This window comes from Aeromonas sp. s1(2024) (genome assembly GCF_040908005.1).
In the GTDB taxonomy this organism is placed as follows: Bacteria; Pseudomonadota; Gammaproteobacteria; order Enterobacterales; family Aeromonadaceae; genus Aeromonas; species Aeromonas caviae.
In genome coordinates, this window is sequence record NZ_JBFOCW010000011.1 from 23602 (window position 1) to 34781 (window position 11180).

Consider the following 11180-nt stretch of genomic DNA (forward strand, 5'->3'; position numbering starts at 1 on the left):
CGATGCTTGAACTGCTTTTCCTGCTGTTGCCCATCGCCGCCGGTTATGGCTGGTACATGGGCCGCAGGAGTGTTCGCCAGGACACCCAGCAACAGAGTAACCAGTTTTCCCGCCAGTACGTGGCGGGCCTCAACTATTTGCTCTCTGACGAGTCGGACAAGGCGGTGGATCTCTTTATCCAGCTGCTGGAAGTCGACAGCGAAACCATCGAAACCCACCTCTCCCTCGGCAACCTGTTCCGTCAACGGGGCGAGGTCGATCGCGCCATCAAGATCCACCAGAACCTGGTCGCCCGTCAGCTGACCCGTGAGCAGCGTCAGCTTGCCTTGCAGGAGCTGGCCCGTGACTTTCTGGCTGCCGGATTGCTCGATCGGGCCGAAGCACTCTGGAAAGAGCTGTGTGATGACAGCGATTTCGAAGAGACGGCTCTGGCACAGCTCCTGATCATTCATCAGCAGTTGCGTGACTGGGACAATGCCATCGCCGTGGCGGTGCGTCTGCAGAAATTCCAGGGCAAGAAACTGGCCGAGCCCATTTCCCACTTCTATTGCGAACAGGCGGAGAGTGCCTTGCGCGATGGCGACAAGCCTGCGGGCATCGCCAAGCTCAAGCGTGCGCTCGGTGCCCACCCGGCCTGTGCCCGCGCCAGCCTGCGGCTGGCCGATCTGGCGATGGAGGAGGGCAGGTTCGAGGATGCGGCCAAGGAGCTCCTGCGGGTGTTCGAGCAGGACATCGACTTTGCCTCCGAAGCCATGCCAAAACTGCTCGAATGCTATCGCCAGCTTGGTCGCAGCCAGGAGCTGATCCCGCTGCTTGAAAAAGCGGTAGAGGATCATGCGGGGGTCAGCGTGACCCTGGCGCTGGCCAATCTGGTGGAGGCCCGCGATGGGTTGAGTCAGGCCCGTGCGCTGGTGCTGCGCCAACTGCGTCGCCACCCCTCCATGAAGGGGTTTTATCAGCTGGTCGGTTTCCAGTTGGCCAGTGCCGAGGAGGGGCCTGCCAAGGAGAGCCTGGAGCTGCTGCAACAGTTGGTCGGTGAGCAGATCAAGATCAAGTCGACCCACAAGTGCCGTCAGTGCGGCTTTGCCACCCATTCGCTGTTCTGGCAATGCCCTTCCTGCCGGCAGTGGGGCACCATCAAGCCGATCCGAGGGCTGGATGGGGAGTAAACGCCAGCGAGGCCAACACGCCCGGGCGAGCACGGATACCCAAGAATTTCAGATGCCAGCGTGCAACCGGGCCCCGGCTCTGCTGCGCCTGGCTGTGGCATAACAATCCATAGGAAGTGACATGCAAGACCCCAAAGTACTGGTCGCGCTGGATTATCAGCACGAAGCCGACGCCTTTGCCTTCATTGAGCAGATCTCACCGGCCCAGTGCCGCCTCAAAGTAGGCAAGGAGATGTTTACCCTGTTTGGTCCCCAGTTCGTTCGTCAACTGGTGGCCAAGGGGTTCGACGTCTTCCTGGATCTGAAATTTCACGACATTCCCAACACCGTCGCCAAGGCGGTGGCGGCCAGTGCGGAGCTGGGCGTCTGGATGGTGAATGTCCATGCCAGCGGTGGCGAACGCATGATGCGTGCCGCCAGAGAGGCGTTGCTGCCATACGGGGACAAGGCGCCCCTGCTCATCGGGGTAACCGTGCTGACCAGCATGGAGCAGTCCGACATGGCGCCCCTGGGTCTGGATGTGACGCCGGCAGAACAGGTGATCCGCCTGGCCACCCTTGCCAAGGCGGCCGGGCTGGATGGTGTGGTCTGCTCCGCGGAAGAGGCGAGTGTGCTGAAGGGGCTGCTGGGAGCCGAATTCAAGCTGGTGACGCCGGGCATTCGTCCGAGCGGATCGGCTGCCGGTGATCAGCGCCGCGTCATGACGCCGCTGGCAGCGGTGGAGGCGGGGGCGGATTATCTGGTGATCGGCCGTCCTATCACCCAGTCCTCGGATCCCGCCGCCGTGCTTGGGGCGATCAATGCCGAGCTTTGCCGGTAACGGCGTAATGGGCGAATGAGCGCAGGCCGGATCCCAGATCCGGCCTGCTGCATTTTGGCCGTGGGCTGGCCCTGCCTATAGGGAGTTCAGGAGTGGACGGCCTGGGTGTCCAGACGAATGGGGAAGAGGCCGAGCAGCAGGCCGGCGAGTGCGCCGATGAAGTGTGACTCGATGTGCACCCTGGCACCGATCAAGGCGGAGACAGGGCTCTCGCCGGCACTGTAAAAGTCCACACCGAGCTTGATGGCGACGCCCGCCAGCATCAGCCAGCCGGAGTGACGGCGAAAGCGGATGTCCTGCATGGCACCCCATACGAACAAGCCGTGCAGCAGGCCGGAGAGTCCCATGTACCACTGGGTTTGCGGGCAGCCCCACCAGATGCCGAGTCCGACCGCCGTTCCCAGCAGCAGCAACAGCACGGGCAGGCGCCATCCCGTCAGGTACTCCTGAAACAGGCTGTAGAGCACGGCCAGACCGCTCAGGTTGAGCAGCAGGTGCCATCCATTGGTGTGTGCCAGATTGCCTGTTATGATGCGCCACCCTTCGCCCTGGGCGATCAGGTCGCGATCGAAGGCGAGCTGATGATTTGGCACGGTGAAAAAGAGCAAGGCAGTGACGAGCGAAAGCGCGATGACCCAGAGCAGACCCGATTTTCCTGACAACATGAAGCAGCCCAACGACAAAGAGAGCCGATACTGTACACGCTGTACCCGGGCCCTCAAAGCGTGCCTGTGCGATTATATTCAGCGGGTGCCGAACCTGGCTGCGCTCCATATTCTGCAACACCCTGCCGAAGTAGGTCACCCCAAGGGGACGGCTGCGTTGCTGGCGGCGTCCCTGACCGATGTACGCATTCATGTGGGAGAGGATTTTTCCGACGACGAAGGGCTCAATGCCCTGCTTGCCGACCCCGCTGTCCAGTGCTACGTGCTGTGGCCCGATGAGGAGGCCCTGACCCTGATAGAGGCAAGGGAGCATCTCCTGAGAAGTGGGCGCACCGTGCGAGCCCACTTCATCCTCCTCGATGGCACCTGGCGCAAAGCCTATCGCATGTTGCACAGCTCGCCTGCACTGCTCGGGTTGCCGCGGATCTCCCTCGGCGCCATTGCTGGACAATATTCCATTCGCAAAAAGCCCTTTGAGGAGGCATTGTCCACCCTGGAAGCGGGCTACCATCTGTTGTCCCGGTGGGAAGGAGAGCCTGAGCGCTTCGCCCCGCTGATGACCCTGTTTACCCATTTGAACCGGCAGTGGCATGACTTTGCACAAGGCCGCCGCCGTTGAGTTGCCCAGAGGAGTGAAAAACATGAAAAAAGCCGTCGTGGTCTTCAGTGGTGGGCAGGACAGCACCACCTGTCTGGTGCAGGCACAGGCCCGCTATGACGAAGTGCATGCCATCACCTTCGATTACGGCCAGCGCCATCGGGCGGAGATTGACACCGCCCGCCATCTGGCGACGGCGCTCGGGATCGCCGCCCACAAGGTAATGGATGTGACCATGCTCGGGGAGCTGGCCATCTCTGCGCTGACCCGGGACGACATACCGGTGAGCTTCGAGCTTCAGGAGAACGGCCTGCCCAACACCTTCGTACCGGGACGCAACATCCTGTTCCTGACCCTGGCGGCCATCTATGCCTATCAGGTGGGTGCCGAAGCGGTGATCACTGGGGTGTGCGAGACCGACTTTTCCGGTTATCCCGATTGCCGCGACGACTTCGTAAAGGCGCTCAATCAGGCGGTCTCCCTGGGGCTGGATCGCCCCATCCGCTTCGAAACCCCCCTGATGTGGCTCGACAAGGCCGAAACCTGGGCGCTGGCGGATCATTACGGTCACCTCGATACCGTGCGTCACCAGACGCTCACTTGCTACAACGGAATCCAGGGAGATGGTTGCGGGGCCTGTCCGGCCTGCGAGCTGCGTCGCCGTGGCCTGGATCACTATCTGGCTGACAAGACCGGCATCCGTGCCAGACTTTACGAGAAGAGTGGACTGGGCGAGAAAAGCGGATCCTGAGCCTGTGCCTAGCCCGGGTTTGGGGTATAATCCGCCCCTTTTGCAGCAAGTCGTGACCAAGATGCACTACCCAATCAACGAGATCTTCCAGACCATCCAGGGGGAGGGGGTATTTACCGGCCTGCCCGCCATCTTCGTTCGCCTTCAGGGCTGCCCGGTGGGCTGCCCCTGGTGCGATACCCGCCACACCTGGGTGGTGGACCCCGAGCGTGAGGTGGCCCCTGGCGAGGTGCTCGATCGTTCCAATGAGTCCGACGGCTGGAGCAAGATGAGCACGGAAGATATCCTGGCCAGCTTTACCCGGCTCGGTTACCGGGCCCGTCACGTGGTGTTGACCGGTGGTGAGCCCTGCCTCTACGACTTGCGCGAGCTCTCTTCGGCCCTGGTGGCATCGGGTTATCAGGTGCAGATCGAAACCAGCGGGACCAGCGAGGTGCTGACCCATGAGCAGACCTGGGTGACTGTTTCCCCCAAGATCGGCATGAAGGGTGGGTTGCCGGTGCTGGTCTCTGCACTGGAGCGGGCCAACGAGATCAAGCACCCGGTGGCCACCGAGCACCATATCGAGGAGCTGGATGCCCTGCTGGCCACCGCCCGGCTGCGCCCCGATGTGATGATTGCGCTGCAACCCATCAGCCAGAAAGCCAGGGCCACGGAGCTGGCCATGGCGACCTGCATCGCCCGTAACTGGCGACTCTCCATCCAGACCCATAAATACCTGAATATCGATTGATATGGATGGACTCAGCGATGAGCGCATCTTGCTGATGCTGGCCAGCAAGATGCCTTACGGGAAATACAAGGGGCGGCGCATCATCGATATTCCCGAACCCTATCTGGTATGGATGGCGCGAAGCGGTTTTCCGGCCGGTATCCTGGGCCAGTCTCTGGCACTGGCCTACGAGGTAAAGCTCAATGGACTCGAGTCCATGATTATTCCCATTATTAACAGGATGTCAGAATGAGAATATATACAAGGCAAGGGGACAAGGGGCTCACGCGACTGGCCGATGGCACTTCCTTGGCCAAAGACGATAAACGTGTCGAGACCTATGGCGCCATCGACGAGCTGAATTCCCAAATAGGCTTGTTGATGGCTGAAATACCCGTCGGGGAGAGCACACTCCTGGCCGATCTCATATTGTTGCAGCAGGAGCTGTTTGATCTGGGCGGGGAGCTGGCATTTTCCAGTGAATCGCAAACGGATGCGCTGTGGCAGGTGAATGAGGCTTGGACGAACAGGCTCGAGCAACAGATCGATGCCTACAGTGCCGGGTTGCCGGTGCTGCGCAATTTTATTTTGCCGAGCGGTTCGCGGGCGGCGGCCCAGGCACATGTGGTGCGTACCCTGACCCGTCGCTGTGAGCGCCTGCTGCTTGGGTTGAGCCGCGTAGAGCGGGTGAATCCGGCCGTTTTGCCCTACCTCAACCGGCTGAGCGACTGGTTTTTCACCATCGCCAGATACCTGCTGGTATCGTCGGGTACCCCGGAGATCCTCTGGGTCAAGGCGGCTGACAGAGGCTGACCACCGCTCGAAGCAGCAATAAAAAACCTCGCCTTGCGAGGTTTTTTATTGCTGTGGAAAGGGGCCTGATATTGCAGTCAGATGGCAAAGGCTTCCACAGATTTGCCTTCAGCAACGGCCTTGGCAATGACCGAGGGCATGCGGCCCTGACCGGTCCAGGTTTTTTCCACGCCATTGTCAAGATAACGATATTTGGCGGGGCGGGGCGCACGTTTGCTGACCTTGGTATTCTCGGGAACCACGGTGTTGACCAATTCGGCGGGATCGATCCCTGCGGCCCTCAGCATTTCGGCATATTCGGCAATTTTCTTTTGATGCTCTTCACGGGCCTGGCGTTCGGCGGATTCATCTTGTCGACGTTCATCGACGATGGCGGAGAGCTTTTCCAAGCCTTCTTCCAGTTGTTCCAGCGTCAAATCGCGGCAAACTGCACGCAGGCTACGGATATTCAACAGCACTTTCAGAAATTCGTTCATATTGGCTACCACGCGAGCAAAATATTAAGGGAAGAACTGGTTTTTCGATAATTTATAGGGGTGTTTGGCACCAAGTCAAGCCTGCCCAAATAATTAATTAGGCTGATAAATTAAGTCTTGAAATAGATATGAAGGATATTTTTATCCGTTTGACGGGCCAGCATCTTCGAATGGGTTCATGTCAGATGAAAATATCGCCAGTAGAGTCTTTGATGAACCATTTGACTATCTTTGAAGATGTGGGTGCCACAGAAACCTTGAAATTTAATCAAAAAACTTGCTATCACCCGGCGGCTCGATAAAATGTGGCGCGAATACCTTTAAGTAGAGGCGCGCTGCCTATGAGTAACCGAGCGGAGGGTGATGCCTGCGATGCTCGATGAAAGGAGTCGGCGCCGAAGTGACCAGGCCATCATACCGGGTTGCTGGTTCTGCATCTAATAGGTGCAGGACTGCCATAGTCATCCACTATGGAGCGCTACCTGAAGGGGCTGAGGAGTATACCCTCCCCATGGGTTTTGTTTCTTTGATCCTCTCGGTAGATCTCCACCTGTTGTCTTTAGGTGCAAAGAGATCATGGACATCGTTCATTACGCCGACTCCGGTTGGTCCGTCGTTCCCCCCCTGCTGGCCGTTGCGCTGGCGATCATCACCCGCCGCGTCCTGGTGTCGCTGGGGGTGGGCATAGTCGCAGGCAGCCTGCTGCTCAACCAGTTTTCTCCCCTTGCGTCCCTGCATTACATGCTCGACACCGTGCTCAGGATCTTCTGGGTCGACGGTGCGCTCAATCGTGACAACGTCAACATGATCCTCTTCATGTTGCTGCTGGGCGGCCTCATCAGCCTGATGAGCGTCTCCGGTGCGACCCGGGCGTTTGCCGAGTGGGCGGAGCGCCGCGCCAAGACCCGCAAGGGTGCCAAGTCCCTGACCGGTCTGATGGTGTTCGCCTTCTTCATCGACGACTTCTTCCACAGTCTGTCGGTGGGGGCCATCTGCCGTCCGGTGACCGATCGCTTCCAGATCTCCCGCGCCAAGCTGGCCTATCTGCTGGACTCCACCGCCGCGCCGGTCTGCGTGCTGATGCCGGTCTCCTCCTGGGGGGCCTACATCATCGCCCTCGTCGGCGGCATCATGGCGGCTCATGGTCTGACCGACCAGAGCCCCATCTCCGCCTTCGTCGAGATGATCCCCATGAACCTCTATGCGGTGTTCACCCTGATCATGGTGCTGGTGGTGATCGCCTTCCAGCTCGACATCGGCCCCATGCGTCAGCATGAGCAGTGGGCATTGGAGGGCAAGCTGTGGGACGAGTCCAAGGGGCGCCCCATCGGGCTCGACATGGAGAGCCCGGAGGAGAGCAATGGCGGCATGATTGACATGGTGCTGCCCATCCTGACCCTGACCTTGGCCACCGTCTATTTCATGATTGACTCCGGGGCTGCGGTGCTGGCCGACAAGGGGCTGCCGTTCAGCGTGCTCGGCTCCTTCGAGAACACCAATGTCGGCTCCTCCCTGGTCTATGGTGCCCTGTGCAGCCTGGTGGTCTCCATCGGTCTGGCCATGCGCCTCAAGCTGGGGGCAAGCAACTGGATGAAAGCGGCTCCGCAGGGGATCATGGCCATGCTGCCCGCCATCAACATCCTGCTGTTCGCCTGGACCATCGGCGCCGTGGTGCGCGATGTGGAAACCGGCAAATACCTGGCCTCCCTGGCCAATGGCAATCTGCCGGTGGAAGTGCTGCCCGCCGTGGTTTTCGTGCTCTCCTGCGCCATGGCGTTTGCCACCGGCACCAGCTGGGGTACCTTCGGCATCATGCTGCCGCTGGCCGGCGACATGGCGGCCGCCAGCGACATCAGTCTGATGCTGCCCATGCTGGCCGCCGTACTGGCAGGGTCCGTGTTCGGGGATCACAGCTCCCCCATCTCCAGCACCAGCATCCTGTCTGCCACCGGGGCCGGTTGCCATCACATCGATCACGTGATGACCCAGCTGCCCTATGCCCTGGCCATCGCCTTTGGCGCTGCGCTCGGCTACCTGGTGATGGGGCTGATGCACTCCGCGCTGGCCGGTTTCACCGTGAGCGGGCTCTGGTTCCTGATCTTCTCCGGTTACCATTTGCGCAAAGCCCGGGCGTATAGCGCCGTGGCAGTTGCATAAGAGAACAAGGGGCCTGCGGGCCCCTTGGTTTTGGCAGGGGCTTTGGTTAGCATGCGCCCCATCACTCCCGTTTCGGAACCCCATCATGGCTTCACTGCACTACAAATTTGCCACCATGAACTCAGGCAAATCGACCCAGCTCATCCAGGCCCACTTCAACTATCTGGAGCGTGGCATGTATCCGCTGGCCATGACGCCCGCCATCGACGATCGCTTCGGTGCCGGCGTCATCAGTGCCAGGGTCGGTCTTGAGCTGAAAGTGGAGGTGTTCAGCGACAGCTGCGATCTCTTCGAGATGGTCAAGGCGCGCCACGCAAAGCGGCACATCGATGTCTTCATCGTTGACGAGGCGCAGTTCCTGACCCGTGAGCAGGTCTACCAGCTCGCCCGCATCGTCGACGAGCAGGACATTCCGGTGATTGCCTATGGTCTCAAGACCGATTTTCGCGGCGAACTGTTTCCCGGCTCCTACCACCTGCTCTGTCTGGCGGACAAGTTCGAGGAGCTAAAAAGCATCTGCTGGTGCGGCAACAAGGCCCACATGAACTCGCGGGTCAACGAGGCGGGGCAGGTGATGCGCGACGGTGAGCAGGTGGAGATCGGCGGCAACGATCGCTATGTGTCGCTCTGCCGCAAGCACTATCTGGAAGGGCGGGCCTTCAAGTAACCCGTGGCTGGCTCGTGCAGCCTGGACATCAAAGAGGGCGCCCATCTGGCGTCCTCTTTGTCTATGGGAGTCAGTCGATCTCGATGTCGACAGGGGCGATGATGGGGTCGGCCGCCGGCAGGCGGTGGAAGAGCTGGCGAAAATGCTGTTGTACCCGGCCTATGTCCACCAGGGACATGCCGGAGGCGAAGCCGAACCAGACGTAGAGCCCGGTGAGGTCGCGAAACATGGGAGGGAGGTAGCGGGGGGCGTCGATGAGCCCCTCCAGATAGTGCTGATAGAGCACGGGGATGTCGTCCAGGGTCACCTTGCCGACGAACAGCATGGGCAGGATCTCCGGCACCCCCTCCAGCACGGCGCTGCGAATGAAGTTCACCGTCTCCACATAGCCCTTCACATAGGAGAGATCCTTGGTAAAGCAGGCGCCCCCCTCGACCATGCCTCCGCGAAACACCCGCTGGGTGATCTTGTAGGCGTCGTGCTCGCTGGCCCCCTTGGCCACGAAGTGGCGGAACACCTCGATGAAATCGGCGCCACGCTCCGCCATGTCGATGGCCATGACCCGATCCGAGATGCGCTTGGCCCTGTCCGGGAAGGAGCTGAACGTGAGGGTCTCGATGAGTACTGCCAACCCCTCCTGACAGGCGGTGATGCGGGGCGAGCCGGCACCGAGCCAGGTGGCGTAAGATTGCTGGCGGCCGTTGAGGGTGGTGCCGACGTGAACCCAGCCTTCGTGTACCTCCAGCACCTGCAGATCGAGTTCCGAGAAACGGGCGTGGGAGTTGAGCTTGATGTAATCCCCCCCGGCGGCGGCATCGGAGACGATGCCATCGCTGAGCTTGACCTGGACTGTGCCGTCGCTGAAGTAGCTCGACAGCTTGCCTTGCAACCTCGCCACCGCGGCTTCCCCCTCGAACTCCTTGGGGTAGGGGCGCACCAGATGGCGGGCGCCGGGCAGGGAGAAGATGTCGCACAATCTGGCCCCCAGCTCCTTCAGGGTCTTGCGATCCCCGCGCAGGTGATCGCTTGCCGAGCCGTAGAGCCGCTGACTGTAGCGCTGAAAGTCCGGCTGCCCGCGCTGGCGCAGCATCTCGATGACCACCATGTACTGATCCACCGTCTCTTGCAGGATCCGGCCGAGATCGTCCTGGGGGCCGAGGCGCCGGCGGATCCTGTCCCTCAACTCCTTGAGCTCAAGGTACTTGTTGCGGGGATCGAACCCCAGGGGGAGGGATTCATAGAAGTGCCTGTCGATGGCGGGCAGTGCCTTGCCGCCACTTGCCAGAAAGTCGCTTTGCAGGTGACGGGGCCATTTGATGGCATCCAGGATGCGGATGGGTTTTTGCAGGGCGAGCAGTTCATCCGAGAGGGATTTGAGGTGCAGGCGATACTTTTCTTGGATGGTCATCGGGCTCTTTGGAGGCGAGTGCGCTACGAGAATGGCTGAGTATAGGCACAGGGCCTGTCAAAAAGAAGCGAGACGACGGGGATCCGGCCTGTGTGCTTTTGGTTGTCTGAAAATTGGTTTAGACTGCGCCCCTTGATCTCTACCGTGTCGTGAAAATGATGAATATCCCCAGCTCTGAAATGATAATGCGTTGGTTGCAACAGGCCCGGATCGAGCACTATGTGTGCGATCAGTGTCATGGCATCCACATGGTCTCCCTGCAGTCCGTCGAGGGCATCCAGGAGAGCCGGATCTTCGTGGAAGAGGAAGGGCTGCTGTTCTCATCCGAGCTGGAGGTGCGCCCCTCATCGCTACTGCCCCTGGTGGCCGAACTGGGTCGTCTCAACATGCAATATCCGTCCCTCAAGGTGTTCCTCGACATCATCGATGACAACCTGCCACGCCTCGTTGTGGGTCACACCGTCTTTACCAAGGCGGGTCTCACCGTCGAGCAGTTCCTGCTGTTCGTTGAAAGCACCACGGCAGCCACCCATGAAGTGGTTTCCGAATGTGAACGCCTTGGCTTCCTCAATCTGCCGGAAATCCAGGTCGCACCGGAATCCGTTCACTGACTTCAGCACCTGAACTGTGCGTTTAATGTGCGAACGGTTCGCTGCGGCTAAAAAGCCGTTGACGGCGGCGGGGCTTTCCCCTAAATTACGCCCCGTTCCGGCGCAACAGCGCAGTGAACCCGTGTTGGCTGAACACGTTAAACCACAGACCAAAATTTGGTGGGATGTCCGAGTAGCTGCCCACCGACGAAGTCGGCAAGAAAGCACGCGTAGCGTGCTCCGAAAGCCACTTCAAAGAAGTAAAAATTTGGTGAGGTGTCCGAGTGGCTGAAGGAGCACGCCTGGAAAGTGTGTATACGGCAACGTATCGAGGGTTCGAATCCCTCCCTCACC

At 60.1% G+C, this 11180-nt stretch carries 13 protein-coding genes, 1 tRNA gene and 1 riboswitch; of the genes, 11 read left to right on the forward strand and 3 right to left on the reverse strand.

The window, feature by feature from the left end:
• Positions 1-2 precede the first annotated feature (2 nt).
• Positions 3-1169, forward strand: coding sequence for a lipopolysaccharide assembly protein LapB (gene lapB, locus AB5Y70_RS02740; protein WP_010674999.1), 1167 nt, complete (start codon positions 3-5; stop codon positions 1167-1169).
• A gap of 121 nt (positions 1170-1290) precedes the next feature.
• The gene (pyrF, locus tag AB5Y70_RS02745; protein ID WP_010674998.1) at positions 1291-1989 is read left to right on the forward strand and encodes an orotidine-5'-phosphate decarboxylase; all 699 of its coding nucleotides are present in this window, start codon (positions 1291-1293) and stop codon (positions 1987-1989) included.
• A gap of 86 nt (positions 1990-2075) precedes the next feature.
• Here pyrF and rrtA read toward each other — a convergent pair whose 3' ends face one another.
• Complete coding sequence (gene rrtA, locus AB5Y70_RS02750) at positions 2076-2654, reverse strand: rhombosortase (RefSeq protein ID WP_223937785.1); 579 nt, start codon at positions 2652-2654, stop codon at positions 2076-2078.
• Between rrtA and AB5Y70_RS02755 the strand changes: the two genes are divergently transcribed.
• From AB5Y70_RS02755 to AB5Y70_RS02775, 5 genes are all read left to right on the forward strand, one after another.
• Entirely contained in the window at positions 2620-3273 is a 654-nt protein-coding gene (locus AB5Y70_RS02755) for a tRNA-uridine aminocarboxypropyltransferase (RefSeq protein WP_174217460.1), read from the forward strand. The genes rrtA and AB5Y70_RS02755 overlap by 35 nt on opposite strands.
• Before the next feature lie 22 nt (positions 3274-3295).
• Positions 3296-4003: a 7-cyano-7-deazaguanine synthase QueC gene (queC, locus tag AB5Y70_RS02760; RefSeq protein ID WP_010674995.1), complete on the forward strand. Its 708-nt coding sequence runs from the start codon at positions 3296-3298 to the stop codon at positions 4001-4003.
• Between the two features lie 61 nt (positions 4004-4064).
• A complete protein-coding gene (queE, locus tag AB5Y70_RS02765) occupies positions 4065-4736 on the forward strand; it encodes a 7-carboxy-7-deazaguanine synthase QueE (protein ID WP_010674994.1) in 672 nt (223 codons plus the stop codon).
• Between the two features lies 1 nt (position 4737).
• A complete protein-coding gene (locus AB5Y70_RS02770) occupies positions 4738-4968 on the forward strand; it encodes a DUF3820 family protein (RefSeq protein WP_010674993.1) in 231 nt (76 codons plus the stop codon).
• Positions 4965-5528, forward strand: a complete 564-nt coding sequence (locus AB5Y70_RS02775; RefSeq protein WP_010674992.1) for a cob(I)yrinic acid a,c-diamide adenosyltransferase — start codon at positions 4965-4967, stop codon at positions 5526-5528. The genes AB5Y70_RS02770 and AB5Y70_RS02775 overlap by 4 nt, the downstream gene beginning before the upstream one ends.
• A gap of 77 nt (positions 5529-5605) precedes the next feature.
• Here the strand turns inward: AB5Y70_RS02775 and AB5Y70_RS02780 are convergent, their stop codons facing one another.
• Positions 5606-6004, reverse strand: coding sequence for an H-NS family nucleoid-associated regulatory protein (locus tag AB5Y70_RS02780; protein ID WP_010674991.1), 399 nt, complete (start codon positions 6002-6004; stop codon positions 5606-5608).
• A 317-nt stretch (positions 6005-6321) separates the two neighbouring features.
• Positions 6322-6493: riboswitch (Lysine riboswitch) on the forward strand.
• An 87-nt stretch (positions 6494-6580) separates the two neighbouring features.
• Here AB5Y70_RS02780 and AB5Y70_RS02785 point away from each other — a divergent pair.
• Together AB5Y70_RS02785 and AB5Y70_RS02790 are read left to right on the forward strand one after the other, a co-directional pair.
• Entirely contained in the window at positions 6581-8161 is a 1581-nt protein-coding gene (locus AB5Y70_RS02785) for a Na+/H+ antiporter NhaC family protein (RefSeq protein ID WP_010674990.1), read from the forward strand.
• 85 nt (positions 8162-8246) lie between these two features.
• Positions 8247-8828: a thymidine kinase gene (locus AB5Y70_RS02790; RefSeq protein ID WP_010674989.1), complete on the forward strand. Its 582-nt coding sequence runs from the start codon at positions 8247-8249 to the stop codon at positions 8826-8828.
• 70 nt (positions 8829-8898) lie between these two features.
• Here the strand turns inward: AB5Y70_RS02790 and AB5Y70_RS02795 are convergent, their stop codons facing one another.
• Positions 8899-10236 carry a flavohemoglobin expression-modulating QEGLA motif protein gene (locus AB5Y70_RS02795; protein ID WP_010674988.1) on the reverse strand — a complete coding sequence of 446 codons (1338 nt, stop codon included), beginning with the start codon at positions 10234-10236 and terminating at the stop codon, positions 8899-8901.
• 155 nt (positions 10237-10391) lie between these two features.
• On the opposite strand from AB5Y70_RS02795, the gene AB5Y70_RS02800 reads away from it, so the two are divergent.
• Together AB5Y70_RS02800 and AB5Y70_RS02805 are read left to right on the forward strand one after the other, a co-directional pair.
• A complete protein-coding gene (locus AB5Y70_RS02800; protein ID WP_160839247.1) occupies positions 10392-10847 on the forward strand; it encodes a YbjN domain-containing protein in 456 nt (151 codons plus the stop codon).
• A gap of 249 nt (positions 10848-11096) precedes the next feature.
• A tRNA-Ser gene (locus tag AB5Y70_RS02805) sits at positions 11097-11180 on the forward strand.

Coding starts and splice junctions, on each gene's coding strand:
- queC (WP_010674995.1), top strand. CDS start 3,296: ATGAAAAAAGCCGTCGTGGTCTTCAGTGGTGGGCAGGACAGCACCACC.
- AB5Y70_RS02790 (WP_010674989.1), top strand. CDS start 8,247: ATGGCTTCACTGCACTACAAATTTGCCACCATGAACTCAGGCAAATCG.
- AB5Y70_RS02770 (WP_010674993.1), top strand. CDS start 4,738: ATGGATGGACTCAGCGATGAGCGCATCTTGCTGATGCTGGCCAGCAAG.
- AB5Y70_RS02800 (WP_160839247.1), top strand. CDS start 10,392: ATGATGAATATCCCCAGCTCTGAAATGATAATGCGTTGGTTGCAACAG.
- queE (WP_010674994.1), top strand. CDS start 4,065: ATGCACTACCCAATCAACGAGATCTTCCAGACCATCCAGGGGGAGGGG.
- AB5Y70_RS02780 (WP_010674991.1), bottom strand. CDS start 6,004: ATGAACGAATTTCTGAAAGTGCTGTTGAATATCCGTAGCCTGCGTGCA.
- AB5Y70_RS02785 (WP_010674990.1), top strand. CDS start 6,581: ATGGACATCGTTCATTACGCCGACTCCGGTTGGTCCGTCGTTCCCCCC.
- lapB (WP_010674999.1), top strand. CDS start 3: ATGCTTGAACTGCTTTTCCTGCTGTTGCCCATCGCCGCCGGTTATGGC.
- AB5Y70_RS02795 (WP_010674988.1), bottom strand. CDS start 10,236: ATGACCATCCAAGAAAAGTATCGCCTGCACCTCAAATCCCTCTCGGAT.
- AB5Y70_RS02755 (WP_174217460.1), top strand. CDS start 2,620: ATGACCCAGAGCAGACCCGATTTTCCTGACAACATGAAGCAGCCCAAC.
- pyrF (WP_010674998.1), top strand. CDS start 1,291: ATGCAAGACCCCAAAGTACTGGTCGCGCTGGATTATCAGCACGAAGCC.
- rrtA (WP_223937785.1), bottom strand. CDS start 2,654: ATGTTGTCAGGAAAATCGGGTCTGCTCTGGGTCATCGCGCTTTCGCTC.
- AB5Y70_RS02775 (WP_010674992.1), top strand. CDS start 4,965: ATGAGAATATATACAAGGCAAGGGGACAAGGGGCTCACGCGACTGGCC.